The sequence below is a fragment of the Micromonospora zamorensis genome (genome assembly GCF_900090275.1).
GTDB classification, from domain to species: Bacteria; Actinomycetota; Actinomycetes; order Mycobacteriales; family Micromonosporaceae; genus Micromonospora; species Micromonospora zamorensis.
This window is the reverse complement of record NZ_LT607755.1, coordinates 5,641,344-5,667,797: the sequence shown is the minus strand read 5'-3', so window position 1 is coordinate 5,667,797 and position 26,454 is coordinate 5,641,344. Positions and strand designations below refer to the sequence as shown.

Sequence of the window (26,454 nt, the reverse complement as noted above, 5' to 3'; positions counted from 1 at the left end):
CACCTGGGGGGACGGTCCCTGTGAGGCTCGGCGCGGGATTGGTCAGAGAAGTCGGGATTGAGCAATAATCGCCCGGGTGGCGTGAGCGGAGGCCCGTCGGATCGATCTTGCGGAATGGAGGTGCTGGTGAGGTTGCGTGGCGCAGCGGCAAGATCGCGATTTGTGCACGTCTTCACAAGCGCCTACTCTGTGACTCCGACGCGCCCTGCTAGCACAGCCGGCAATCTCGGTCGCCAGCGGGAGTCCATAAGCGGCCGACCAGCGGAGTTGGCCGAGGATCGCACCGCACGGAGTCTCATGAGTCAGCACCGTCACCCAGGCGCGCCCGGCCGCGCCGGTGCCGTACCGGCGCTACCGGATCTGCCCGAGGCGACCGTCGCTCGGCTCCCGGAGTACCTGCGCGCGCTGCACAACCTCGCCGACACCGGGCACGAGACTGTCTCCAGCGAGGGCCTCTCCGCCGCCGCCGGTGTCAACTCCGCCAAGCTCCGCAAGGACCTCTCCCACCTCGGCTCGTACGGCACCCGGGGCGTCGGCTACGACGTCGCGCTGCTGATCGAGCAGATCGAGTTTGTGCTCGGGCTCACTCAACGCCGGGCGGTCGCCCTGGTCGGCGTGGGTAATCTCGGTCACGCCCTGGCCGGCTACGACGGCTTCGCGAGCCGGGGCTTCCGGATCGCCGCACTGCTCGACGCCGATCCCTCCCGGGTCGGTGAGGAGATCAACGGCCTGGTTGTCCGGCATGTCGACGACCTGCCGACGGTCGCCGCGGAGGAATCCCTGGCGATCGGCGTGATCGCCACCCCGGCCGCAGCCGCCCAGCAGGTCGCCGACCAACTGGTCGCCGTCGGTGTGACGAGCATCCTCAACTTCGCACCGTGCGTACTCTCGGTTCCGGAGGGGGTCGACCTACGCAAGGTCGACCTCGCCATCGAGCTGCAGATTCTGTCCTTCCACGAGCACCGCAAGGCATCGCTGACCGCGCTGCCCGCCACCGGCGGGTCCGCTCTCACCGCCCTGCCGGGCGGGTTCGCGGCCACCGACACCCAGGAGGCGATCGGCACGTGAAACTGCTCGTCGTCGGCGCGTCCTATCGGACCGCCCCGGTCGCCACGCTGGAGCAGCTGGCTGTGCCCCCCGCCGACCTGACCCGCACCCTGGACCGCCTGATCGCCCAGCCGTACGTGGCCGAGGCGGTGATCGTCTCCACCTGCAACCGGGTGGAGGTCTACGCCGCCGTGTCCGGTTTCCACGGCGGGCTCGGCGACGTCTGCGCCGTCCTGGCCGAGCAGGCCGGCAGTCCGCCGGCGGCGCTCGCCAGCCACCTGTACGTGCACTACGACACCGCCGCCGTCGACCACGTCTTCCGGGTCGCCACCGGCCTGGACTCGATGGTCGTCGGTGAGGCGCAGATCCTCGGGCAGCTGCGCGACGCGTACCACTGGGCCACTGGCGCCGACTCGGCCGGCCGGCTGCTGCACGAGCTGATGCAGCAGGCGTTGCGGGTCGGCAAGCGGGCCCACGCCGAGACCGGCATCGACCGGGCCGGCCAGAGCGTCGTCACCGCAGCGCTGGAGCTGGCCGCCGGGCACCTCGACGGCGACCTCGCCGGCCACCCGGCCCTGGTGGTCGGTGCCGGCGCGATGGGCTCGCTCGGGGTGGCCACGCTGTCCCGGCTGGGCGCCGGGCCCCTCACCGTCAGCAACCGGGGCGCCGACCGGGCCGTCCGGCTCGCCGAGTCGTACGGGGCGAGTGCGGCGCCGATGACCGAGCTGGCCAACACCCTCTCCACAGTGGACATCGTAGTGGCCGCCACCGCGTCCACCGAACCGGTCCTCACCCGTCCGGTGGTCAGCGCGGCGCTGGCCGAGCGGGACCCGGCCCGGGGCCCGCTGGTCCTGCTCGACCTGGCCGTCCCGCGCGACGTCGAGGATGGTGTCGCCGAGCTGCCCGGCGTCGAGGTGATCGACATCGACCGGATGGCAGCGCTGCTCGCCGACGGTCCGGCGGCTGCCGACGCCGCCGCCGTCGAACGGATCGTGCTGGCCGAGGTGGAGGGCTTCCTCACCTGGCTGCGCGGCGCCGACGTGGCACCCACCGTCGCCGCGCTGCGCGGCCGGGCCGACGACGTGGTCACCGCCGAGCTGCGCCGGCTCGCCCAGCGCCGCCCCGACCTCGGCGACGACCTGCGGGCCGAGGTGGCCCGCACCGTGCACCGGGTGGTGCAGCGACTGCTGCACCAGCCCACCGTCAAGGTGCGCCAGTTGGCCGCGGAGCCCGGCGGCGACCAGTACGCGGCCCTGCTGCGCGAGCTGTTCGACCTCGAGGTCCCGCAGACCTCTCCGGTGGACACCGTCCCGGACGTGCTGACCCCCGACCTCGGCGCGGCACTGCTCGGCACCGACCCGGTGTCCGGAGCCGACGCCACCGAGCCGACCCCGCCCACCGGAGGTGCGCGATGACCGCCCCCCTGCGCCTCGGCACCCGGGGCAGCGCCCTGGCGATGGCCCAGTCCAGCCAGATCGCCGAGGCGTTGACCGCCGCCACCGGCCGCCCGGTCGAGCTGGTGGAGGTGATCACCGCTGGCGACCGCTCCAACGCGCCGGTGCACCGGCTCGGCGTCGGGGTGTTCGTCTCCGCGCTGCGCGACGCGCTGACCGCCAGGACGATCGACTTCGCGGTGCACTCCTACAAGGATCTGCCCACGGCCGCCGCCGCCGGGCTGCACATCGCGGCGGTGCCGGCCCGACAGGACCCGCGCGACGCGCTGATCGCCCAGGGCGGGCGGACGCTCGCCGAGCTGCCGCCCGGTGCCACAGTGGGCACCGGCGCGCTGCGCCGTATCGCCCAGCTGCACGCCCTCGGGCTGCAACTGGAGGTCACCCCGATCCGCGGCAACATCGACACCCGCCTGGCGCGGGTGCTCGGCCCCGAGGCCGACCTCGACGCGGTCGTGCTGGCCCGGGCCGGGCTGGCCCGGATCGGTCGGACCGACACGATCACCGAGACCCTCGACCCGATGCTCATGCTGCCCGCACCCGCCCAGGGTGCGCTGGCGGTCGAGTGCCGGGTCGATGACCAGGACCTGGTCGAGCTGCTCGCGCTGCTCGACCACGCACCGTCGCGCGCCGCGGTCACCGCGGAACGCGCGTTGCTGGCGACCTTGGAGGCCGGGTGCAGTGCACCCGTCGCCGCCTACGCCGAACTCGCCGAAGGTGACGACGGCGATGAGATCTACCTGCGCGGGGCGGTGATCAGCCCGGACGGCACTCGTGACCTCCGGCTGTCCCGCACCGGAACGCCCGCCGACGCGGCGGAGATCGGTAAGGCACTCGCCGCCGAACTCCTCGACCTCGGCGCCGACTCGATCCTCGGCCACGAAGGACACACCGGCCCGGGGACCCAGCAATTTGGGAGCACAGAATGACCCGCACCCGTAAGCCCGTCGGCCGTATCGCGTTCGTCGGGGCTGGCCCCGGTGACCCAGGTCTGCTGACCCGTCGGGCACACGACGCCCTGGTCGACGCCGACCAGGTGATCTACGACCGGGGAGTCCCGGAGTCGTTGCTCGCCGTCGTTCGTGCCGATGCCAGGGACGATGCCGAGTTCACGCCGGCCGAGGGCGCGCCCGGGGACGTGGCGAAGGTGCTGATCTCCGCGGCCCGTTCCGGGTTGAACGCGGTGCACCTCGTCGCCGGCGACCCGTTCGGCCACGACTCGGTGGTCAAGGAGGTGCAGGCCGTCGCCCGCACCGCCGCCCACTTCGAGGTGGTGCCCGGCGTCGGCCAGGCCGAGGGTGTGGCCACCTACGCCGGTGTGCCGCTGCCGGGTGTGCGGACGGCTGCCGACGTCGAGGACGTCAGCACACTGGACTTCGAGGCGCTGGCCACGGCCGTCGGCCGGGGTTCGCTCGCGCTCGCCGTGGACGCCGGTGACCTCGCCGCCGTCCGGGACGGGCTGCTCGCCGCCGGGGTCGACGGCACCACCGGCGTCGGCGTGACCGGCGACGGCACCGGCGAGACCCAGTACACGACCACGTCGACAGTGGACAGCTTCGTGGCCGCCGCGCTCGGCTTCACCGGCCGGGTGGTGCTCACCGTCGGTGTCGGGGTGGGTCAGCGCGACAAGCTGAGCTGGTGGGAGAACCGCCCGCTGTACGGCTGGAAGGTGCTCGTACCCCGCACCAAGGAGCAGGCCGGCGTGATGAGCGCCCGACTGCGCGCGTACGGGGCGATTCCGTGTGAGGTGCCGACCATCGCGGTCGAGCCGCCGCGCACCCCGGCGCAGATGGAGCGTGCGGTCAAGGGCCTGGTCGACGGCCGGTACGCCTGGGTGATCTTCACCTCGGTAAATGCGGTCCGCGCGGTCTGGGAGAAGTTCGCCGAGCACGGTCTCGACGCCCGGCACTTCGGCGGCGTCAAGATCGCCTGCATCGGTGAGGCGACGGCGGACGCGGTCCGCGCGTTCGGCATCCAGCCGGAGCTGATCCCCACCGGGGAGCAGTCTTCCGAAGGGCTGCTGGCCGAGTTCTCCCCGCACGACGAGATCCTCGACCCGGTGGGCCGGGTGCTGCTGCCGCGCGCCGACATCGCCACCGAGACGCTCGCCGCCGGGCTCACCGAGCGCGGCTGGGAGGTCGACGACGTGACCGCGTACCGGACGGTGCGGGCCGCGCCGCCGCCCGCCGAGATCCGGGACGCCATCAAGTCGGGCGGCTTCGACGCGGTGCTCTTCACCTCGTCCTCCACCGTGCGCAACCTGGTCGGCATCGCCGGGAAGCCGCACGCCCGGACCGTTGTTGCCGTCATTGGGCCCAAGACGGCGGAGACCGCGACGGAGTTCGGCCTGCGGGTCGACGTCCAGCCGCCACACGCCTCGGTGCCCGACCTGGTGGAGGCGCTCGCCGCCTACGCCGTCGAGCTGCGCGAGAAGCTGGCTGCCATGCCGGCCAAGCAGCGCCGCGGCTCGAAGGTGCAGGGCCCGACCGCTCTGCGCTTCCGGTAGTCGTTCGAGGAGGCCCTTCCATGTCGTACCCCGAGATCCGGCCCCGCCGGCTGCGCCGCACCCCGGCGATCCGCCGGCTGGTGTCGGAGACCCGAGTCGACCCGGCCGAGCTGGTCGTGCCGATGTTCGTCAAGGAAGGGCTGACCGAGCCGCGGGCCATCGGTTCGCTCCCGGGGGTGCTCCAGCACTCCCGGGACTCGCTGCGCAAGGCGGCGGCCGAGGCGGTCCAGGCCGGCGTCGGCGGGATCATGCTCTTCGGTGTGCCGGAACGGCGCGACCCGACCGGCTCCGGCGGCATCGACCCGAACGGCATCCTCAACGTCGCCATCCGCGACGTGGTGGCCGAGGTGGGTGACGACACGGTGGTGATGAGCGACCTGTGCCTGGACGAGTTCACCTCGCACGGGCACTGCGGCCTGCTCACCCCCGACGGCGAGGTGGACAACGACTCCACCCTGGCCGCGTACGCCGAGATGGCGGTGGCCCAGGCCGCCGCCGGGGCCGGCATGGTCGGGCCGTCCGGGATGATGGACGGCCAGGTCGGCGTGGTGCGCCGGGCGCTCGACGCCGCCGGGCACCAGGATGTCGCCGTGCTGGCGTACGCCGTGAAGTACGCCTCCGCCTTCTACGGCCCGTTCCGGGAGGCGGTGGAGTCGGCGCTGGAGGGCGACCGACGCACCTACCAGCAGGACCCGGCCAACCTGCGCGAGTCGCTGCGTGAGGTGGCGCTGGACGTCGCCGAGGGCGCCGACCTGGTGATGGTCAAGCCGGCGCTGCCCTACCTCGACGTGGTGTCGGCGGTGCGGGCCGCGGTGGACGTCCCGGTCGCCGCCTACCAGGTCTCCGGTGAGTACGCGATGGTCGAGGCTGCCGCCGCGAACGGCTGGATCGACCGGGAGCGCGTGATGTTGGAGACGCTCACCTCGATCAAGCGGGCCGGCGCGCAGGTCATCCTCACCTACTGGGCGGTCGAGGCCGCCGGGCTGCTGCGCCAGCGCTACTGACCCCAGGTCCAACTCTGACCGCGCTGTCTTCCTAGCGTGCGGGGGCGGGCGCGGCACCGGCTTGCGCACGGCCGGCGCGTCCTGACCGCGTGTCCCGTCGGCGGGCGGCGCGGTTGAGCTTCCCGGCCGTACCGGCTCGTGGACCGACCGACCTGCGGACCGACCGGCCTGCGGCCTGCGGTCCTGCCGGCAATAACGGTTAGCGGAGCGTAACCATCTGACGAGCCGCCACCACCACCTCCCCTCCCGCCTTTGCTCTGCACCCCCGACGGCGACGCTCACCCTCCGCTCTCGGCGCATATTGAACTGCAGAGCAAAGGGGGCGGGCGGGGGATGGTGTGTCTGCTGGCGAGGTTGGGGATTCCCCTGGTCAGCCCGGTGGCGTGTCTGGCCTGGTCTGGGCTGCTCGACGGAGCAGCGTAAAGCCCCGTGACGCGCTGTAGTGGCGGTGCAATTGGTGCCGCGAGCACGGAGAGTGATCCGCCGGCCGTGGACGATATCCACAGGTCAGCTGGTTATCCACAGGCACGGTAAGCGGGATTGCGGCCAGCTCCACCAGGCGGGACGGTGGCGGCATGAGTGATTCGTCAACCTCAGCTGAGCCGGTCCTGCTCAGCGAGCCTTCCGACGCGCCCTGGCCCGCCGCCGGTATCGTCCGGGCGGTCCGCCGTCGCGCCGACCTGAGCCAGCGCGAGCTGGCCCGGTGGGCGGGTGTGCACCATGCCACCATTGGTCGGATCGAGGCCGGCCGCATGGTGCCGAGCATCGTCCTGCTCCGGCGCATCATCGGTGTGCTGGGCTGCCGGCTGGCCGTGGTGGACGAGTTCGGCCGGGTGCTCAAACCGATGCAGGACTGGCAGGACACGTACAACGGCGCGGAGCGTCGCTACCCGTCGCACCTCGACACCATTCTCGACCCTGAGCCGGGCGAATGGTGGGCGGACATCTACGGGCTGGCCCGCCCGCCCGAGACGTTCTACCGCAACCGGGCAGTTCGGGACGCGATGCGGCGCCGAAGCCAGTGGGAGGTGCGTGTGGCTCAACACCGGCACCTGCCCCGACCGCCGTGGCCCCCGCGCGGGGTGGTCTCACCTTGACACCAGCGAGGCCCGCCGATCCGGAACGGATCTGCGGGCCTCGCCGGGAAAACGCGACGTCAGTCGTCGTTGGTGATCGTGCCGACCGCGAGCGGGTCGGCCAGCCGTAGGCCGGGAACCCCGGCCACCAGCAGCGTCAGCTTCTCGTCCGTCTCCCGCTTACGGTCACCGCGCACCGACACCGGGAACACCACCGACGTCTGCCCGGCCGCCAACACCTTGCAACCGACGTACGGGTCGAAGTCCGCACCACCCTGAGCCGTGAGGCCGACCGTCGTGGCGCAGAGCAGCACCGGCTGGGACAGCGGCCGGGACACCGTGGCGGTGAAGGTGAGCTGCCTGGTGCCCTGGTTGCCCTCGACCACCGCCGTGTCGGCGACGGTCAACGACGCCCGGGACCGGAACCGGGCCACCTGCGGGTCGTGGTCGCTGGAACCCCGCGACCCGTCGCCGGTGAACTCGGCCGGCCAGTCGGCGTTGATGTGCGCGGCCCGCACCTGCACCAGGTCGCCGTAGAGCGCGTCGTTGACGAACAGGTGGTCGAGCGTCTGCGCCTGCCCCTCGAAGCTGTACGAGTATGCCGACGCCGGCACGTCCGCCACCAGGTTGTCCCACAGGTTGTGCAGGCCCGCCTCGTAGAGCGGTGCGAGCTGGTCCGAGGGAGTGGGCTGGCTGCCGGTCGCGATGGGATCGTCCGGGCGGGGGAAGACGTTCAGGTCCCCTCCGTAGACCACCCGGGCGGTCTGGTCGGCCGCCTCGATCGCGGTGACGATCGCGGCGCCGTAGCGCGCCTGCTCCCGCCGCTGCCCGACCCGGCTGTCCGGGCCCGAGGAGTAGTGGTTGCTGAGCGCGTAGAGGGTGAACCGCTCCGTCGAGCCGGGTGCGGCGGCCACTGTGAACTTGCCCAACTGGGGAGCGCGGGTGAAGACGTTGCTGCCGTCCCGACCGGTCGACGTGTCCACATCCGACGGCAGCACCGCGTTGAGGGCCTTCGGGTTCTGCACGTCCGCGTTGGCCGGCAACCCCGCAGCTCGGTACTGGACGGTCGGTGCCGAACCCAGCAGCGGGTCGTCCGCCGTCGCGGCCGCCAGCGACAACCGGTCCGTGCGGTAGAGGAAGGCTGCGGTGATCCCGCGGGCGTCCGCGCCGGTCCGGTCATAGGCAGCGGCGTACGCCGGCCCACCGGCTGCCGCCACCGCCAGCGCCAACTCCTGGATGCTGTCCGGAGCGCCGTCCGCGTTGTCGGTGTCACCGCAGCTCAACGTGGTGCCGGAAACCGTGCAGATGTCCTGGTCCTCGGCCTCCTGCACCAGGATCAGGTCCGGTGCGTGCAGATCCTTGACGATCTGGTCGGCGAGAGCACCGAGCTGCTGCCGGTAGTCCGCCTCACTGCTCGGCACGTAGTCGAACGGCGGGTTGACGCCCGGGCAGCCGGCATTGCCGGTGAAGTCACAGCCGTCGAACGGGTCGTCCCGGTAGTCGTACAGGTTCTCCACGTTATAGGTGGCGACGGCCACCTCCTGCGACCGGTCGGCCGGCTTGGGCGGGTTGTTCTTCGACGGGTCGGCCCCGGCGTCGAACTCCGCCCGCTCGACCTGGACGCCGTACTTCTCGAACGAGTAGTAGACCCCGCCCACCGCGTCCGCGCGCAGCGTGTCGAAGGTGTGCGCCGGCGGGAGCAGCGCGGCGCTGTCCCCGGCGGTGGCCTTCACACCCATGCTGCCGAGCAGCGTCCGCTGGCCGTTGCCGTCGTCGAAACGGCGGGTCGGGTCGTTGTCCAGCGGGTGCGAATCACGGAAGACCCGCCGGGTGTACGGGTCGGCGCGGTCCAGCAGTGGATCGTCCCGGTCAACCACCCACAGCTCGGCGTCGGCAGTGGACGAGAAGACGTCCCGCCCGCTCACCGCGCCGCTGCCCGCGCGTACCCGCATCCGGGTGCCCTCGTGCCGCTCCCAGAAACGCTGCGCGTCGGTCACCTCGATCGGTGGCACCGCGTCGGTGACCTCGACCGCGGTGTCCACGGCCAGCCCGCCGGCGATCCGGCGGACCAGCGAGGCGCCGGAGAGCTGGGTGAAGCCGAAGTACTCCGACACCCGGGCCCGCAAAACCACCTCGTCGCCGACCGTCGGGACATAACCGCCGACCAGTGAGGTGAACGTGCCCATGAACACGAAGATGCCGTCGGAACTGGTCGGGTCTCCGTCGGTGTCGCCCGTGCGGCTTTGGAGGAAGAAGCCGTGCTGCTCCGCCCCCGCCGAGGTACGCGCCAGGGTCAACTGGGTGATCACGCCGCGGACGTCGTACATCGTGCTGCTCGTGCCGTTGCCGCTCGCCGGTGCGAGCGGCGACCGGTCGCTCGGGCCGGACTCGGCGTCGGTGGTCGGACCCTGCACCTCGCCGACGGTCAGCTCCCGGGTCACCTGCACGACCAGCGCGCAGCTGGCGGTGCCACCGTCCGCGTCGGTCGCGGTCAGGGTGACGGTGTACGCCCCGGCGGTCAGGTCGGCGCTGGTGCCGACCGTTGCGCGGGCGGTGCCGCCCAACCCCTCCGCGGGGGTGAACGCGGTGCGGGTGATCGAGCCGCTGGTCGGGGTCGGGCTGACCCCCGTCACCGCCAGGTCGACGACCGTGTCATCGGGGTCGGTGGCGGTGACCTCGCGCGTCGCGGCCGTGCCCGCCGCGGTGACCAACGGCCCCCCGCAGGTCAGCGTGGCCGGCACGTCGACCGGGCCCCCGCCGTCGACTGTGTGCGCGCCGAGCCCGTCGAAGGTGTCGACCGGGAAGCCCGCCCACTGCGCGGCCGGGTCGAACGCGTCCGACGGGTCCGTGTCGCCGGCGGCCACGGTTGGCAGCCGGCGCAGGGTGTTGTCGGCGGTGCTGGTCGTGCCGGCCCCCCACTCGGCGCCCGGGTCGACCCCGACCTGACCGATCGAGTCGAGCACTGTGGTGCCCCGGCGCAGCACGACCGCGTCGTCACCGTTGAACAGGCTCGCTCCGCTGGTCTGGTCGGCCTGGGCGAGGATGGCGGCCCCGGCCGAGGCGCTCGCGAACACGAACGCGTCCCCAGCGGCCACGCTCCCGGTCAGCGCGATCGTGGTGGCCGTGGTGGAGCCGTTGAAGTAGAGCTGCAACTGGTAGCCGCCGGCCGTCAGGTCCACGGCGGCGCCGGTGCCGTTGAACAGCTCGATCGCCTTGTTGTTCGACGAGCCTTCGACGTACTCCGAAATGAACAGGTCGGTGGGCGCGGCGCTGGCCGCGGTGGGTGCGACGCCGAGCGCCGTGATGGTCACGGCGGCGGTGGCGGTCGCGAGCGCGGCGATTGAGCGGCGCGGGCGCATAGGGCCTCCACGATGGGTGGATGGGGTCGAACGCACGTTAAGGTGCGCGGCTGTCCGCCGTCCATCCCCAAGTGGACAGTTTCGTGAATTCCCTCAGCGGGGTGGGTCGAGGCGGTGCACCAGCTCAGCGACGTCGACGCTGTATTCGCACCAGTCCCGGTCGGACCGGTAACCCAACTCCGCGTTGACCTTCAGCATCGCCTCGTTGGCCTGCGCGTTCCAGGTCTGCACCTCGATCAGCTCCGGCTCGGCGGAGCGCAGCTCCAGCAGCATCCGAGCCTTGATCGCCCGGTCGATGCCGTAGCCCCGGTGGTCCTGCGCGACGATCGTGTCGTACTGGTCGGCACGGGTGGGGTGCTGCGCCGGGACCACCACCTCGGTCAGGCCGGCCACCTCGCCGCTCTGCTCGTGCCGGGCGAGCACGATGTACGGCTTCATGCCCCGCCGGTGCAGGGTGTCGAGGCTGTCGCGCAGCCGCTCCGGATCGTAGGAGCTGGGGCGCAGCTCACCGTCGTCGACGTCGCGCACCTCGGCCTTCGCCCGCGCGTACGCCTCGATCAGGTCATCCGGTGGCCCGCCGGGGAAGAACTCCAGGTGGTAACCCGCCCCGATGCCGGTCGCCATCTCGGCCAGCTCGGCCCAGTCGACAGCGGTCAGGTCGAGCACGCTGCGGGTCTCCACGTATTCCCGGGCGAAGCCGAGCGCCTCGTAGAAGGCCACCGCCGGCGTGTCGCCGACCACCTCCACCCCGATCGACTGGAAGCCCTCCTGGTAGACCCGGCGGGCGGCGCGCAACACCAGATCACGACCGAGACCGCTGCGCCGCACGGACGGGTGCACCAGCACCTCGAGCACGCCGATGTCACCGAGGAGCAGCACGTGCACCTGGCCGAGCACCGCGCCCGGGTCGCCGGGGTCGGTCGGCTCAGCCTGGGCGATCCAGGAGATCCGCCGCTCGCCGGGCATCACCTCGGCGAGGTATTCCCGCAGCGAGGTCTCCCGCCACGGCGGGTCCTGCGGCAGATCGGCCGCCAGGACCGCGTTCAGCGTCGCCAGCAGCGAAGCGATCTCGGCGGACGACGCGGTCCTGGGGTCCCACTCGCGCACCATCACCCGTCTAGCTTGCCGCTAACAGAGGCCGGGGGGAAGTGTCCAGTTCTCCAACGTATCGAGACGATCACTTCACTAGCGGCTGGCCCGTCCGTACTGGTTCGCGGTGTCGAAGACGTCCTGGGCGTAGCGCCGCACGTCGTTGTAGGAGAGGATCGCGTTCCACCAGTCGCCCGGAATGCTCAGGTTCCGGCCACCCTTGCAGAGGTAGTTTCCCGCTGCCAGGGCGGCGTCGTCCAGGTCGTGCGGGTCCTTCTTGCCGTCGTTGTCGGCGTCCGCGCCGATCTCCTGCCAGGTGGTCGGGATGAACTGCATCGGCCCGATCGCCTTGTCGAGGACCGGGTCTCCGTCGAGCGCCCCACGATCGGTGTCGATGATCCGCATCCGGCCGTCCTTGCCGTCCAGAGGCAGCCCGATGATCTTCGGCAGTGCCATGCCGTCCGGTCCCAACCGCGCGCCGTTGGCCGAGCCGTGCCCCGACTCGACCTTGCCGATCGCGGCCAGCGTGGTCCAGCTCAACGCGCAGCTGCGGTTGGTCTGGGCGAGCACCAGCTCGGCGTACCCGTACGCCTGCATGGCGGTCGCGGGGACACCGACCTTGGCACCGACCTGCTGAGCCCAACCGGCCAGAGCGTCCGAGGGTCGACCCCCGACCACCGGGCCGATGGCGGGCCCGGTCGGCAGCCCACTGCCGGGGAGGCCACCACCGGGCAGCCCACCGCTGGGCAGCGGGCCGGTCGGCACCGGTCCGGTGGGCAGCGGGCCGGTGGGGAAGCCGGACGGGGCCGCTGGCGGTACGGCCAGCGTAGCGGAGGAGTCGGCCGCGACCGGGCGCGGTGCGCGGATGGTGGCCGGCACGAGCAGCGCACCGGCCGCCGCGGTCGCGGCCACCAGTGCCAGCAGGAACACACCGGGCAGGGTGAGCCGACCGCTCGGCCGACGAGCCCAGGCGCGGGTCGCGTGGGCCGCGGAGGCCGCTGCCCGGCGTGGCTCCAGCCGTACCGCGTGCGCGAACGGCACCCGCCGCCGCCGGGCGGAATCGGACGCCGGCACGACGGGTACGCCGTCCACCATGGTCTTCGCCGGATCCGCGGTGGCGGCCTTCGCATCGTCGGCCACGGCGTCCGCCTTCGCGTCCTCCACCGTGGCGTCCGCGGTCTTCTGGTCCGCTGTCTTCGGGGTTGCGGTCTTCGGGTCCGCGACCGTGGTGGCCTCGACCTTCGCGGCCGGGTCGGCACCGGGGGCGGTCGGTGCGGGTGTTGCCGCTGGTGTGGTCGGCCCAGCCCCGGACCGTCCGCTCAGCCATGGCCTGCGGGGACGGGGCACCGCGCGCACCGGATCGGGCGCAGCCCCCGAGCCCTTTAGTGGGCCGTCCAGCGGCGCGGCCGGTCGTAACGGTTGCACACGCGTGTCGTCCTCACCGTCCACCACCCTTCGAGTATCACCCATGCCCCGCCGAATGCCAGATCCACGTACCCTGGGTGCCATGCCCCGGTACGAGTTCCGCTGCCGCGCCTGCGGAGACACCTTCGAGGTCAACCGTTCGATGGCTGCGGCCGGTGAGCCGGCCACCTGCCCACAGGGACACGCCGACACGGTCAAGCTGCTTTCCGCCGTCGCGGTCACCGGCCGGGGTGGTTCCGCCGGTGGTGCTCCGGCACCCGCCGGTGGTGGCTGCTGCGGTGGCGCCTGCGGCTGCTGATCGGGGCAGTTCTCCGCCGCCTGGTGGACAGTCCTTGCCGGGAGCGGGTCCGAGTGGCACCTTGAGGCGGCACCTGCCCGGCCGTTCTCACGATGCGTGATCGCTCGGATTCAGGCAGCATGAATCCGACGTCACGGGCGGAGGTTCCACGCATGTCGCCACGGATCCAGCTCCCGAGCGGTTGGGTGACTTTCGTGTTCACCGATATCGAGGGCTCGACCCGGCTGGCCCAACTGCTCGGTCCGGACTACCGACCGGTGCTCGCTGAGCATCGGCGGTTGCTGCGCCGGACGCTGGCCAGCACGGGGGGCGCGGAGCTGCTGACCGAGGGCGACTCGTTCTTCCTGGCCTTCGAGGACCCGGCGGCGGCGCTGACCGCCTGCCTGACCGCCCAACGGGCATTGTCCAACCACGACTGGCCCACAGCGGAAGCCGCACCCAGGGTGCGGATGGGCCTGCACACCGGTTACGCCGAGCCGCGCGACGGCGAGTACGCCAGCCCCGAGGTGCACCGGGCCGCCCGGGTGGCCGCCGCCGCCCACGGTGGGCAGGTGCTCTGCTCGGCGTCCACCGCCCGTCGGGCCGAGCCGTTGCCGCCCGGTGCGACCCTGCTCGACCTGGGCCTGCACCGGTTGCGCGGCTTCGACGACCGGGAGCGGCTGTTCCAACTCATCGCACCGGGCCTGGAGCGGCAGTTCCCCCGGCCCCGCACCGCCGACACGGTGCCGCACAACCTGCCGACCCAGGTGACCTCGTTCGTCGGTCGGCAGACCGAGCGCGTCGAGCTGGGCCTGTTGGTGCGACAACACCGCCTGGTCACCGTGCTGGGGGCGGGCGGCGCGGGCAAGACCCGCCTCGCTGTGGAGTTGGCCAGCGGCGTCGTCGAGGCATACCCGGACGGGGTCTGGTTCGTCGACATCGCCGCGGTGACCGACCCGGGGCTGGTGGCGTTCGCGATCGCTGCGGTGCTCGGCCTGCGACCCGAGCCGGGCCGGCCGATGCTGGACACCCTGGTCGAGTACGCGGCCAACCGCCGCATGCTGGTCGTACTGGACACCTGCGACACCCAACCGGCCGCCTGCGCGGAGGTGATCGCGCGGCTGCTGTCCGGTGGGAGCGGCGTACGGGTGCTGGCGACCAGTCGGGAGTCGTTCAGCCTGCCGGGCGAGGTGGTGTGGCGGATCCCGCCTCTCTCGGTCGACCCACGGCCGGACGGCGCGGAGAGCGACGCGGTGGCGCTCCTGCTGGACCGGACGGCGGCGGCGCGCGGCGGTCGGCAGCCGGATCCGGCCGAGTCGGCTGATCTGCGCCGGGTGGTGCAGCGGCTCGACGGGTTGCCGCTCGCCATCGAGTTGGCCGCAGCCCGGCTGCGGGTGCTCTCCGTCGGCCAGCTCGCCGAGCGACTGGACGACGTGCTCGGCACCTTGGACGCCGGACGGGAAGACCCGGAGCCGCCGCCGGTGGAGCGGGGCTGGTCCGGCAACCAGCAGGACACCGTGGACCTGGTCGCGGCGGCGGCCGGCGCGACACCGCCCAGCCCGGCGACCAGGGCGGTGCATCGCTCGGCCACCGAGCGGCACCTGACCATGCAGGCCACCGTCACCTGGTCGTACCGGACGCTGGGGCCCCGGGCCGCCCGCCTGCTGCGCTGGCTGGCGGTCTTCGCCGGGCCGGTTGACCTCGGCACGGTGGAGTGGCTGCTGGGCGACGACCCGCTGGACCCGCTGTCGGTGCTGGTGGACAAATCGATGGTCCTGGCCGAGCCGCGTGCGGCGGGCAGCACCTACCGGATGCTCGACCCCATCCGGGCGTACGCGGCGCGGCGGTTGGCCGAGGCGGGTGAGGAGCAGGCCGCCCGGAACCGGCACGTGGCCTGGTCGGCGCATGCGCTGGGCCAGGCACACCTGGGCCAGGACGGCCGGCCCGTCACGTTGTCGTTGTACGCCCTGGACCCGTTGGCCGGGGAGTTGCGCGCCGCGCTGCGGTGGTGCGCCACCGGTGGCAGTGCCCGTGCCGGTCTGGGGCTGGCTGGTGGCCTGGACCAGTGGTGGCTTGAGCGGGGCCTGGCCCGGGAGGGGCGGCTGTGGTTGTTCCGGCTGTACGGGCGGATCGCCGAAACGGGCGAGCGGATCCCGGAGGCGGAGCTGGCGGCGGCGTACCACATGCACTCGCTGCACGCCGGCGCCGACGGCGAGTTCGCGGAGGAGCTGCGCTACTCCCAGCGCGCGGAGGCAGCCGCCCGTCAGGCCGGTGACGCCGGGTTGCTGGCTCGGGTGCTCGCCGGCAGGGCCGCGCCACTGGTGGACATGGGGCAGTTCGTCGAGGCCGAGCGGGTGTGCCGGGAGGTCATCGACTGGGCGCACGGGCAGGACGTGGTCGGCGAAGCGCTGTTCGCGGTGTTCAGCCTGGCCGAGCTGCTGTGGCGGCGGGGCGCCCTGGAGGAGGCGGCCGACCTGCTCGGGGCGGTCCGCCCGGTGGAGGCGGCCCGGCCTGTGGAGCGGGGTCGGCGTTCGGTGGACATGCTGCTCGGGATGGTCGCGCTGGCCCGGGGAGACGTCGTCGCCGCACACGAGCACCTGCTGGTGGCGCTGCGTTCCCGGATGGGTCACGGCTACCACGGCCGGGCGTGCGACACGTTGAACGCGGTCGCGGTGCGCTGCGCCATCGGCGGGGACCGGTTGACCGCGGCTCGCCTGTTCGGGGCGGCGCAGGCCACCCGGGCGAGCATGCGGGCGACCCCGGGCATCTACGGCGGCTACTGGGCGGAGCAGCAGGCGCAGCTGCGTACGGTGCTGGGCGACGCGGCCTTCGACGACGCGTACGGCGAGGGTGCCGAGTTGGGGCTGGACGAGGCGGCGGCGCTGGCCCTCGACGTGGAACACCCGGACCTGGCGGCCGACTCGACCCGCTTCAGCACCGGCCTGTCCCAGCCAACCCCCCGTCGTCCCGCCGACCCGGACCGCCACCCGGCAACCCGAACCGAACGCGCCTAACCAACCCACCCAACCCCCAATCCCACCCGGCCCACCCCCACCCGCCGTCGTTGACCATGAAGTTATTGCTGCGACACGCCGGGCGGACGGGCAATAACTTCATGATCAACGGACGAAGGGGGTGGGGGTTGGGTGGGGGTTGGGGTTGGGGGGTTAGGCGCGGGCGGCGGCTGCGGCTTCGGCCTTGGCCTTCATTTTCGCGGCGCGGTCGATGTCGGCCTGCTGTACGGCCGCCACGGAACCGAAGACGCTGACCGCCTGGTAGTAGGTCCAGGCCAGGCTGTAGCAGGCCGGTCGGACGACTGCGTTGTACGTGGTGCAGACGCGCTTCAGGTCCTCGTAGAAGGCGCTGTCCAGTCGGGACTTGTTGGCGGGGAACTGGCCGACCGCCTTGTAGTTGCGGTAGCCGAAGTCGTGCCGGTAGCAGCCCAGGTTGAAGGTGAACCCGAGCGGGTTGTCCGGGCTGGACGAGCAGTAGTCGGTGGACCAGTTGAAGTTGTACTCGGCCCAGGGGGCCCGGTTGACCCGGGCGCTGTTCCAGGCGTTGTAGCTGGAGGCGCTGGTCTGCGTCCAACTGGACAGCACGGACAGCTTCTGCGCGGGGGTGACGGCGGCGGCGGGGGAGGCGATGGCGAGGGTGGCGAGCAGCGCGAGCGCGCCCGAGGCGAACAGGGTGGCGAGACGTCGGGGCACGGGTTACCTCCGCGGGGGTGGGCGGGTGGGACGGAAGTTACCGGCGGGTCACCGGATGTCGATCAGTTTCGATCAACTGATCAACTGCGCGGTATGTGCCTCGCCAACTATTGGTGACATCCGTTCAAACAGACGAATGCCCCGGGCACGCGAGGCGCCCGGGGCATTCGGGAGAACGGGTCAGCGCAGGACGAATGCCGGCGGGCTGGCCGGGCTCTCGTTGGCCGACCGGTCCAGCGCGGTCACCTGGTAGGTGTAGCGCTTACCGGGCACGGCCGAGGTGTCCACCCAGGACTGTGCCCCGCCGGGCGTGGCCCGGACGGTGTCGACCAGGTGCGTGGCGTCCGCCGTGCCACACCGGCCGGGCACTGTGGTGCCGTCGAAACGGTAGATCGCGTACGAGGTGGCGGTGCCGAATGGCCCGGCGCCGTCCGCCGGCTGACGCCAGGTCAGCCGTACTCCGTCTACCTGTCGGGCCGCCTTGGTGACCACCGGGAAGAGCAGTGGCTTGGCCGGCAGGTGCGTCATGGCCGGCACCAGCGCGGGCCGGGAGTAGTGCTCGGCCGCGTAGATGTCGGTGGCGCCGAGGCGGTTGGCCCGCACCTGGACGGCGGAGAAGTGCACGTTGCCCTGCACCTCCGGGTACGACCGGTTGAGCGTCAGGTGGTCGGACAGCTCGCGCGGGTTCTGCCAGAACGGCCCGTACGCCGGGTCGCCGCTCTTGTAGTCGGCCTGGCCGATGTAGAGCTGCACGCGGGTGCCGCGCACCGTCTCGGCCCACCACGGCACGAGCCGCGCGTAGTCGGCGGCCGGGTACTGGCCGATGTACCAGTAGAGCTGCGGCACCACGTAGTCGATCCACTCCTGCTTGACCCACTTGCGGGTGTCGGCGGAGATGATGTCGTACGACTGGCTGCCGGTGGTGTCCGAGCCGAGCGGGTCGGCGGTCTGGTTGCGCCAGATGCCGAACGGGCTGACCCCGAACTTCACCCACGGCTTCGCCGCCTTGATCTTGCCGTTCATCTCCTGGATCAGCAGGTTGATGTTGTCCCGCCGCCAGTCCGCCCGGTCGGTGAAGCCCCGGTTGTGTGCGGCGAAGGTGGCGTCGTCGGGCACCTGGTAGCTGCCACTGGGGTAGGGGTAGAAGTAGTCGTCGAAGTGCACGCCGTCGACGTCGTACCGGCTGACCGCGTCCATCATCGCGGTCTGCACGAACTCGCGTACCTCGGGGACTCCGGGGTTGTAGTAGAGCCGGCTGCCGGCCACGCCGGCCGGCGGGTAGGCGAAGGTCCAGTCGGGGTGCTGCCGGGCCGGGTGGCCGGGAGCGAGCAGGTTGAGGTCCGCGCCGGCGCCGCCGGGGGCCGGCATGGAGACGCGGTACGGGTTGAACCACGCGTGGAATTCCAGGTTGCGCTTGTGCGACTCGTCGACCAGGAACGCCAGCGGGTCCCAGCCCGGGTCCTGCCCACGGGTGCCGGTCAGGTACTCCGACCAGGGCTCGTACGGCGACGGCCAGAGCGCGTCGGCGGTCGGCCGGACCTGCACCACGACGGCGTTGTGGTTGAGCCGCTCGGCGAGGTCGAGCAGTTCCCGATATTCGGCCTGCTGTGCGGCGACCCGGTCCGGGCTGGTCTGGGACGCCTTGCTGGGCCAGTCGATGTTGACCACCGACGAGATCCACATGGCTCGGAACTGTCGCTTCGGTGTGGCGGGGTCGGTGGTGCAACTGGTGCTGGAGGTGCTGGTGGCGCTGGCCGTGTCGGGCGCCGCGTTCGCGGGGGCGGCGGCGACGAGGCTGCCGAGCAGGGTGGTGATCAGCCCGGCGGCTGCGAGGCGAGTTGGCTTCATGCGGTGTGTCCCTCCGTTGGGGCTCCCGTGTGATGAGCGCGGCACCCTCGGCAAGATTCGCCGACGGCTATCTACCGCTGGTAGGAAATTTTCACAGTCGGGCCGTTACCGCAAGGGCTCGTGGTTGACCATTCCCGTCGCTGGGTAGCAACGCCGGTCACCGGCCGCCACGGGGGTGGTCGCACGGTGGTGGGAGGGGTGAGCGCATGTCCGTGCTGCGCACAAAACCGATCAAGGACGTGATAGCTCAAGGTGAGGCGGACGGCAGCGACGGCCAACTGGGGCTGAAGAGGCGGCTCGGTGCGATCGACCTCACCGGCTTCGGCATCGGCATCGTGATCGGCACCGGCATCTTCACCCTCACCGGAATCGAGGCCCGCGACAGCGCAGGCCCGGGCGTGGTGATCTCCTTCGCCATCGCCGGCATGGTCGCCCTGCTGGCCGCGCTCTGCTACGCCGAGCTGGCCTCCAGCGTCCCGACCGCGGGCAGCGCCTACACCTACGCGTACGCCACGATGGGCGAGATCGTCGCCTGGATCATCGGCTGGGACCTGCTGCTGGAGTTCGCGCTCGGCGCCGCCGTGGTGGCCCGCGGCTGGTCCGGCTACCTGGCCGAACTGCTCGACCTGCCGACCCGCTGGTTCGGCGAGGAGGGCAGCACTGTCAACATCGGCGCCATCGCCATCGTGCTGATCCTCGGCATCGTCGCGATCGTCGGCATCCGGGAATCCGCCCGGATCACCAACCTGCTGGTGCTGGTCAAGGTGGCCATCTGCGTCTTCGTGGTGGTCGCCGGCCTGTTCTTCGTCAAGGCCGCGAACCTCACCCCGTTCATCCCACCGGCCGAGCCCGCCGGCAGCGGCGACGACGGCATCAAGCAGCCGGTCACGCAGGCGCTCTTCGGGCTGGAGCCGTCGGTCTTCGGCTTCGTCGGGGTGCTCAGCGCCGCCGCGGTGGTCTTCTTCGCGTACACCGGCTTCGAGGCCGTGGCCAACCTGGGTGAGGAGACCCGGAAGCCCAAGCGGGACCTCACCCTGGGTCTGCTCGGCACGCTGTTGATCTCCACAGTGCTCTACATCGGTGTCTCGCTCGTGGTGGTCGGGATGGTGCCCTACACGGAGATCGACCGGGGCGCCCCTATCGCGTCGGCGTTCGAGTCGGTCGGCGCGGGCTGGGCGGCGGTGCTGGTCTCCATCGCCGCGGTCGCCGGCCTGACCAGCGTCATCCTGGTCGACCTGGTGGCGATGGGCCGGATCGGGTTCGCCATCGCCCGCGACGGGCTGATCCCGCCCTCGATCGCGAAGGTGCACCCGCGCTGGGGCACCCCGTACCGGATCTCCGCGATCATGACGGTGGCGGTCGCGTTGCTGGCCGGTTTCCTGCCGCTGTCCGCGTTGGCCGACCTGGTCAGCATCGGCGCGCTCTGCGCGTTCGTGCTCGTGTCGGTCGCGGTGCCGATCCTGCGTCGCAAGCGCCCCGACCTGGAGCGGCCGTTCCGGGTGCCGTTCTCCCCGGTGCTGCCGATCGTCTCCGCGCTGGCCTGCTTCTACCTGATGCTCAACCTGTCGGTGGAGACCTGGCTGCGGTTCCTGGCCTGGATGCTGCTCGGCGCGGTCATCTACTTCGGCTACGGCCACCGCCGCAACCGGCTGGCCCAGCACGAACCGGCGGTTGCCCCGGCCCCCCGCGAACCGACCGCCTGACGGACACGTGCGGAAGGGCCCCAGCCTCGGGACCCTTCCGCACGGCCAGCTCAGGGGCGGGGTTGCGGCGTGGCCGTCGGGCCCTTGACGACCGGCTTGCCGTCTACCCAGGTCACCTCGTCGAGCCACACCTGCCGGCCCGGGTCGGTGCTGCCCTCCTGGCCCGGCGGCCAGGCGTGGTACAGCAGCCAGGTCCGCCCGTCCTTGACCACCATCGACGCGTGGCCGGGGCCCGAGGCGGCCTCGTTGCTCTTCAGGATCGGGTTCTCGCCTGCCTTCACGCACGGGCCGGTCGGGCCCTCGCAGACCGCGTAGCCCTCGGCGTACTCCGCCCGGTCGTACGCGTTGGCGGCGAAGAAGAGCAGCAACCGACCGTCCTGACGGTGGAAGAACGGCCCCTCGATCAGGGTGCCCTCCCACGGCTCGGTCTGCTTCAGCAGCTTCGTCGGCTCACCGACCAGGGTCAGGCCGTCGTCGGCGAGGCGCTGCGACCAGAGCCAGGTGTCCACCCCGATCGCGTTGCCGTCGTTCTTCCACAGCAGCCACAGACTGCCGTCGGTGTCCCGGTACGGGCTGGCGTCGATCGCCCCGCCCAGGTCGGCCTGGCAGATCAGCGGGCCGGCCGCGTCGTCGGAGTACGGCCCCTGCGGCGCGCTCGCCACCGCCCGCCCGACGCACTGCCGGCCGGACTCCCGGCCGGCGACCGTGTAGTAGAGCAGGAACACCTCCGGTGCGAGCTGGATCGCCTCAGGTGCCCAGGTCTTCCCGGCGTCCGCCCAGTCCGGCAGCGTCGGCAGGGCATCCCCGGCCTCGGTCCAGTCGACCAGATCGGTCGAGGTGAGCACCGGGACGTTGCGGCCGCCGGAGTTGGTGTGGAACAGGTACCAGGTGTCGCCCACCTGGATCGCCTGCGGGTCCGGGGCGTCGGTCTTCACGACCGGGTTGGTGAACACGCTGGAGTCGCTCCCGCTGCTCGTGGGGGTGGGTTCGGTGCCGTCGGAGCAGCCCGCGACGAGCAACGCGGCGGCGAGAACGATCGCCGCCGCGCCACGTCGCCGGACGGTCGTACGCGTCATCCCTTCAGACCGCTGCGGGAGACACCCTGGATGATGTGCCGCTGGGCCAGCACGAAGAGAATCAGCACCGGCAGGCTGGCCAGCACCGCGCCCGCCATGATCACCGGGTAGTCGGTGACGTACGAGCCCTGGAGCAGGCCCAGGCCCGGCGGCAGGGTGAGATTCTCCGGGCTGAACAGCACGAAGATCGGCCAGAGGAAGTCGTTCCAGTTGGTGAGGAACGACAGCACGGCCAGGGTGGCCAGCGCCGGCCTGGACAGCGGCAGCACCACCTTGTAGAAGATCTGCCACTGGTTGGCGCCGTCCAGCGTGGCGGCCTCCTCCAGCTCGTTCGGCAGGGAGAGGAAGAACTGCCGCAGGAAGAACACCCCGAACGCGCTGGCCGCGCCGGGCACCACGACCACGGCGAGGGTGTCGATCCAGTTGAGCTGGTCGACGATCAGGAAGTTCGGGATGATCAGCGAGGTCGGCGGGATGAACAGCGTCCCGACGATCAGTGCGAAGGTCACCCCACGACCCCGGAACTTCAGCCGGGCCAGGGAGTACGCGGCCATCGAGGCGGTGACCAGCACCAACGCCGAGTGCAGCGTGGCGGCCACCATGCTGTTGAGGAACCAGCGCAGCACCGGGTTCGCCGAGTTGTTGAGGATCTGCTCGTAGCCGTAACCGGCGAGCGGGTTCGGCAGCCAGCTCGGTGGGATCTGCTGGGCGGCCGTGTAGGTCTTCAGTGAGGTGATGACCATCCACACCAGCGGGACCAGGAAGATCAGGGCCAGGGCCACCAGGGTGGCGTAGAGCCCGACCCGGCGAAGCCCCGGTGCGGAGCCGTCGGTGGTCGGCGTGGGCGTCGTCATGGCGGTCCCCTCAGTCTTCCTTGTAGCGGAAGAGGCGGAAGTTGGCGATGCTCACGACCGCCAGCAGCAGGGCGAACACGATGCTCATCGCGGCGGCACGACCGGCGTTGTTGTTGCGCAGGCCCTCCTCGACGATGAACCACACCACAGTGCGGGTCTCCGTGCCGGGCGTCCCCTGGGTGATCAGGAACGACTGGCCGAACATGTTCGCCGAGGCGAGCACGGTCGTCGTGATCACGAAGAGCAGCACCGGCCGCAGCCCGGGCAGCGTGACGTTGCGGAATCGCTGCCACGCGTTCGCGCCGTCCATCCGGGCCGCCTCGTACAGCTCCGGCGAGATGTCCTGGAGGCCGGCCAGGTAGATCACCGCGTTGAAGCCGGAGGTCCACCAGACGGTCACCCCGACCAGCGAGATCCACGCCCACGGCATGTTGGTCACCCAGGGGGTGTCCGACGGCAACCCGACCACGCCGAGGAGCCGGTTGACCAGGCCCAGGTTGGCGTCGAGCAGGAACCGCCAGAGCAGGCCGATCACCGCGACACCCAGCACGTACGGAGCGAAGTAGATCGCCCGGAAGAACGTCCGGCCCGGGAAGGACCGGTTGAGCAGCAGCGCCAACCCCAGCGGTACGACCACCAGCAGCGGCACCGACAGCACAGTGAAGATCGCGGTGGCCCGGATGCTCTGCCACCAGTCGCCGTAGACGGCGGAGTCGCTGGAGAAGAGCTGCTTGTAGTTGTCCAACCCGACGAACGGCCGGTTGGGCAGCTGGAAGTCCCACTGGTGCACGCTCAGCCAGAGGCCGAGGATGATCGGCAGCAGGCCGAACACCCCGAACAGGACCAGGTAGGGGGCGAGGAACAGATATGGCGTCGCCCGTCCGGTCCGACCCGCCGAGGCGGCCCGGCGGGCTGCCTCGGCCGCCGGGGGCGGCGCGTCACCGCGCGCCGCCCCGACCTCGATCACGTCCGCCACGGGTTATCAGCTCCCGTACTTCTTGCGGTTGTCCTCGAGCTGCTTGTTGGCCTTCGCCACACCGTCGTCCAGCGCCTGCTTGGGCGACTTCTTGCCCAGCGCCGCCTCGTTGAAGGAGTTGTAGAAGGTGGTCATGACCTCGCCGAGACCCGGGGCCGCCGGCGGGAACGCCGCGTACTCCAGCTCGGGGGCGAGCGACGAGATCTCCGGCAGCGCCTTGAACTCGGCGCCCTCGCGGACGGCCTTACGGGCCGGGATCTGGCCGCCCTTCGCCCAGTCCAGCGAGTGCTCGCTGAGCCAGTTGATGAAGACCTTGGCACCGGAGACCTTGTTGGCGTCGTTGGCCCGCTGCTTCACGATAGTGAAGTTGTGCGAGTTGGCCCAGGCCGCCGGCTTGCTGCCGATCTGGGGGAGCGGAGCGACGCCCCACTGCACCTCGGGGCTCTTCTTCAGATCGTTGATCTGCCAGATGCCGTTCCAGGTGAAGGCGTTCTTGCCGCTCTTGAACGACAGGTAGTCGGCGTCCTGACCGACGTTGGCCGGCGAGAAGCCCTGCTTGATCATGTCGACCAGCCAGGTGCACGCCTCGACCGCCGGGTCCGAGTTGAAGGTGGCCTTGGCGACCTCGGCGTCGAACAGGGTGGCGCCCCACTGGTTGAGCAGCGAGTAGAAGGTCATGCCGCCGGTGAACTGGAACGGGCTGACCCAGAAGCCCTGGATGCCGGCCTTCTTCAGCTCGGTCAGCGCGGCGACGTAGTCGTCCTTGGTAGTCGGCGGCTTGTTCGGGTCCAGGCCGGCCTTCTGCATGACGGACTTGTTGTAGTAGAAGCCCAGCGGGTGCATGTCCAGCGGGATGCCGTACCGCTTGTTGTTGTAGAGCCCGCCCTTCCACACGGTGGGGGCGAAGTCGCCCTCGGCGAGCTCCAGGTTCTTGGCGACGTCGTCCAGCTCGGTGATCACGCCGCGGGCGGCGAAGGTGGCGAGCTGGTCCATGTGCATGACCGCGATGTCCGGGCCGTTGCCGCTGGAGGCCGCGCCGGGGAGCTTGTTGTAGTAGTCCTCCCACTGGTACGTGGCCACCGACACGGCGATGTTCTTGTGCTCGGTGTTGAACTGGTTGACCAGCGTCTTGAAGATCTCGCCGTCACCGCCGGTGAAGCCGTTCCACAGCTTCAGGTCCACCTTGGGGCCGGTGTACTCCTTGCCCCCGTTGCCCGCGGCCGGGCCGGAGGCGCTGTCGTCGCCGCCACCGCAGCCCGCGAGGGTCAGCGAGGCCGCGGCGCCGAGTCCGAGACCGAGGCCGAGCAGGCGACGCCGGCTCATGTCGTTCTGGATCATGCTTTATCTCTCCTTGAGGGGGACGGATGAATTGTGCCTGCTCAGAACCGGTGTGACACCTACGCGTTGGCCGGGCCGAAGCGGAGCACGCTCCAGGACACGGCGGGCAGGCGCACTGTGCACCGGCCGCCGTCGGGGGTGGGGGTGGGAAGGTCCCGAGGCGTCACCCGGTCGGGGTCGGCCTCGGTGTTCGTCGCCGACGGGTCAGACCCGGCAGCGATGCTCTGGAAGGACAGGCCGGACATACCCGGCAGCCCGCGCAGATCGATCTCCAGCGGGAGATCGGTGGAGCCCCGGTTGACCGCGAAGACGGTCAACTCACCGGTTTCCTCGTCGTGCACGGCGACGGTGTCGAGCACCGGCACGTCCCCGTACTTCTTCGTGTCGTAGCGCGGCGACACCGGGTCGGTGCGCAGCACGGTGCCCCGGGCGTACCGGGCGGTCAGCGCGAACGGGTGGAAGATGCTCTGCCGCCAGGCCGGGCCGCCGTTGCGGGTGCGGATCGGCGCGATCACGTTGGCGAGCTGGGCCTGCGCGGCCACCCCGACCCGGTCCGCGTGGCGCAGCAGGGTGATCAGCAGGTCGCCGACGACCACCGCGTCGACCGCTGTGAAGTCGTCCTCGATCAGCGCCGGAGCCTCGACCCAGCCGCGCCGGTCCAGGTCGGCCTGGAGGCGGGACTCGTACCAGACGTTCCACTCGTCGAAGGAGATCTTCAGCTTGCGCTTGTGCCGCTGCTTGGCGGCCACGTGGTCGGCGGTCGCGACGACCTCGGTGATGAAGTTGTCCATGTCGACGGCCGAGGCCAGGATGCTGGCCTGGTCGCCGTCGGACGGGTCGTAGTAGGTGTGCGCCGAGATGTAGTCGACGTGCTCGTAGGTGTGCTCCAGCACCGTCGCCTCCCAGGAGGCGAAGGTGGGCATCCGCCGGTTGGAGCTGCCGCAGGCGATCAGGCTGATCGACGGGTCGATCATCTTCATCGCGCGGGCGGCCTCGGCGGCGACGCGGCCGTACTCGTCGGCGGTCTTGTGGCCGACCTGCCACGGGCCGTCCATCTCGTTGCCCAGGCACCACAGCCGCACCCCGTACGGGTCCTCGGCGCCGTGCTTGCGCCGCAGGTCGGAGAGCTCCGTGCCGCCCGGGTGGTTGGCGTACTCCAGCAGGTCCAGTGCCTCCTGGACCCCGCGCGTGCCGAGGTTGACCGCCATCATCGGTTCGACGCCGGCCTCGGCGGCCCAGGTCATGAACTCGTCCAGCCCGAACGCGTTGGTCTCGATCGTCTTCCACGCCAGGTCGAGTCGGCGGGGCCGGTTGCCGACGGGGCCGACCCCGTCCTCCCAGCGGTAGCCGGAGACGAAGTTGCCGCCCGGATAGCGGACCACCGAGACGCCCAGCTCACGGGTCAGGTCCAGCACGTCGCGGCGCAGGCCCCGGGAGTCGGCGCTGGGGTGGCCGGGCTCGTAGATGCCGCCGTAGACGCACCGCCCCATGTGCTCGACGAATGAGCCGAAGAGGCGTCGGTCGGCCGGGCCGATGGAGAAGGCCGGGTCGATCGTCAGCTGCGCGGTCCGCAAGGGGGTGCCACCTTTCCTCGTGCCGATGCCGGGTGAGCGCGGTCACCGTTCACCCGGTGTCCATCGTTTCTACAACGTTGTAGGCAACGTTGTAAAGAGCTGATGACGAGGTATGGTGCGCTGGGTTACATCGGGGAGGTTGCG

19 protein-coding genes are annotated in these 26,454 nt (G+C 71.2%); 9 read left to right on the top strand and 10 right to left on the bottom strand.

What is annotated here, in order from left to right; genetic code table 11:
* Nucleotides 1-297: 297 nt before the first annotated feature.
* The 6 genes from GA0070619_RS25220 (at nucleotide 298) to GA0070619_RS25195 (ending at nucleotide 7,105) form a co-directional block, all read left to right on the top strand.
* Entirely contained in the window at nucleotides 298-1,068 is a 771-nt protein-coding gene (locus GA0070619_RS25220) for a redox-sensing transcriptional repressor Rex (RefSeq protein WP_088950335.1), read from the top strand.
* On the top strand, nucleotides 1,065-2,462 hold the full coding sequence (locus tag GA0070619_RS25215; RefSeq protein ID WP_088950334.1) for a glutamyl-tRNA reductase: 1,398 nt from the start codon (nucleotides 1,065-1,067) through the stop codon (nucleotides 2,460-2,462). The genes GA0070619_RS25220 and GA0070619_RS25215 overlap by 4 nt, the downstream gene beginning before the upstream one ends.
* On the top strand, nucleotides 2,459-3,427 hold the full coding sequence (gene hemC, locus GA0070619_RS25210; RefSeq protein WP_088950333.1) for a hydroxymethylbilane synthase: 969 nt from the start codon (nucleotides 2,459-2,461) through the stop codon (nucleotides 3,425-3,427). The genes GA0070619_RS25215 and hemC overlap by 4 nt, the downstream gene beginning before the upstream one ends.
* Nucleotides 3,424-5,004 carry a bifunctional uroporphyrinogen-III C-methyltransferase/uroporphyrinogen-III synthase gene (locus tag GA0070619_RS25205; protein ID WP_088950332.1) on the top strand — a complete coding sequence of 527 codons (1,581 nt, stop codon included), beginning with the start codon at nucleotides 3,424-3,426 and terminating at the stop codon, nucleotides 5,002-5,004. The genes hemC and GA0070619_RS25205 overlap by 4 nt, the downstream gene beginning before the upstream one ends.
* A 20-nt stretch (nucleotides 5,005-5,024) precedes the next feature.
* Nucleotides 5,025-6,008, top strand: coding sequence for a porphobilinogen synthase (gene hemB, locus GA0070619_RS25200; RefSeq protein WP_088950331.1), 984 nt, complete (start codon nucleotides 5,025-5,027; stop codon nucleotides 6,006-6,008).
* Nucleotides 6,009-6,583: 575 nt separating this feature from the next.
* A complete protein-coding gene (locus tag GA0070619_RS25195; protein WP_088950330.1) occupies nucleotides 6,584-7,105 on the top strand; it encodes a helix-turn-helix transcriptional regulator in 522 nt (173 codons plus the stop codon).
* Between the two features lie 59 nt (nucleotides 7,106-7,164).
* Here GA0070619_RS25195 and GA0070619_RS25190 read toward each other — a convergent pair whose 3' ends face one another.
* The 3 genes from GA0070619_RS25190 to GA0070619_RS25180 form a co-directional block, all read right to left on the bottom strand.
* The gene (locus GA0070619_RS25190) at nucleotides 7,165-10,443 is read right to left on the bottom strand and encodes a lamin tail domain-containing protein (protein ID WP_088950329.1); all 3,279 of its coding nucleotides are present in this window, start codon (nucleotides 10,441-10,443) and stop codon (nucleotides 7,165-7,167) included.
* 93 nt (nucleotides 10,444-10,536) lie between these two features.
* A complete protein-coding gene (locus tag GA0070619_RS25185) occupies nucleotides 10,537-11,553 on the bottom strand; it encodes a GNAT family N-acetyltransferase (protein ID WP_088950328.1) in 1,017 nt (338 codons plus the stop codon).
* A 75-nt stretch (nucleotides 11,554-11,628) separates the two neighbouring features.
* The gene (locus GA0070619_RS25180; RefSeq protein WP_088950327.1) at nucleotides 11,629-12,984 is read right to left on the bottom strand and encodes a lytic transglycosylase domain-containing protein; all 1,356 of its coding nucleotides are present in this window, start codon (nucleotides 12,982-12,984) and stop codon (nucleotides 11,629-11,631) included.
* 55 nt (nucleotides 12,985-13,039) lie between these two features.
* On the opposite strand from GA0070619_RS25180, the gene GA0070619_RS25175 reads away from it, so the two are divergent.
* Together GA0070619_RS25175 and GA0070619_RS25170 are read left to right on the top strand one after the other, a co-directional pair.
* Nucleotides 13,040-13,255 (top strand): FmdB family zinc ribbon protein, encoded by a 216-nt coding sequence (locus GA0070619_RS25175; RefSeq protein WP_088950326.1) that lies wholly within the window; start codon nucleotides 13,040-13,042, stop codon nucleotides 13,253-13,255.
* A gap of 152 nt (nucleotides 13,256-13,407) precedes the next feature.
* Nucleotides 13,408-16,248 carry an ATP-binding protein gene (locus tag GA0070619_RS25170; protein WP_088950325.1) on the top strand — a complete coding sequence of 947 codons (2,841 nt, stop codon included), beginning with the start codon at nucleotides 13,408-13,410 and terminating at the stop codon, nucleotides 16,246-16,248.
* A gap of 153 nt (nucleotides 16,249-16,401) precedes the next feature.
* On the opposite strand, the gene GA0070619_RS25165 is transcribed toward GA0070619_RS25170, so the two are convergent.
* Nucleotides 16,402-16,941, bottom strand: a complete 540-nt coding sequence (locus GA0070619_RS25165; protein WP_088950324.1) for a phospholipase — start codon at nucleotides 16,939-16,941, stop codon at nucleotides 16,402-16,404.
* A gap of 180 nt (nucleotides 16,942-17,121) precedes the next feature.
* A complete protein-coding gene (locus tag GA0070619_RS25160; RefSeq protein WP_088950323.1) occupies nucleotides 17,122-18,789 on the bottom strand; it encodes a glycoside hydrolase family 10 protein in 1,668 nt (555 codons plus the stop codon).
* Nucleotides 18,790-18,995: 206 nt separating this feature from the next.
* On the opposite strand from GA0070619_RS25160, the gene GA0070619_RS25155 reads away from it, so the two are divergent.
* On the top strand, nucleotides 18,996-20,492 hold the full coding sequence (locus GA0070619_RS25155; RefSeq protein WP_088950322.1) for an amino acid permease: 1,497 nt from the start codon (nucleotides 18,996-18,998) through the stop codon (nucleotides 20,490-20,492).
* A 50-nt stretch (nucleotides 20,493-20,542) separates the two neighbouring features.
* Here GA0070619_RS25155 and GA0070619_RS25150 read toward each other — a convergent pair whose 3' ends face one another.
* The 5 genes from GA0070619_RS25150 to arfA are packed head-to-tail and all read right to left on the bottom strand — an operon-like array spanning nucleotide 20,543 to nucleotide 26,310.
* Nucleotides 20,543-21,568: a glycoside hydrolase family 43 protein gene (locus GA0070619_RS25150; protein WP_088950321.1), complete on the bottom strand. Its 1,026-nt coding sequence runs from the start codon at nucleotides 21,566-21,568 to the stop codon at nucleotides 20,543-20,545.
* Nucleotides 21,565-22,422: a carbohydrate ABC transporter permease gene (locus GA0070619_RS25145; RefSeq protein ID WP_172862114.1), complete on the bottom strand. Its 858-nt coding sequence runs from the start codon at nucleotides 22,420-22,422 to the stop codon at nucleotides 21,565-21,567. Before GA0070619_RS25145 ends, GA0070619_RS25150 begins: the two co-directional genes overlap by 4 nt.
* Before the next feature lie 10 nt (nucleotides 22,423-22,432).
* Nucleotides 22,433-23,398: a carbohydrate ABC transporter permease gene (locus GA0070619_RS25140; RefSeq protein WP_088950320.1), complete on the bottom strand. Its 966-nt coding sequence runs from the start codon at nucleotides 23,396-23,398 to the stop codon at nucleotides 22,433-22,435.
* Nucleotides 23,399-23,404: 6 nt separating this feature from the next.
* Entirely contained in the window at nucleotides 23,405-24,736 is a 1,332-nt protein-coding gene (locus GA0070619_RS25135) for an ABC transporter substrate-binding protein (RefSeq protein ID WP_088950319.1), read from the bottom strand.
* Nucleotides 24,737-24,795: 59 nt separating this feature from the next.
* Complete coding sequence (gene arfA, locus GA0070619_RS25130) at nucleotides 24,796-26,310, bottom strand: arabinosylfuranosidase ArfA (protein ID WP_088950318.1); 1,515 nt, start codon at nucleotides 26,308-26,310, stop codon at nucleotides 24,796-24,798.
* Nucleotides 26,311-26,454 lie beyond the last annotated feature (144 nt).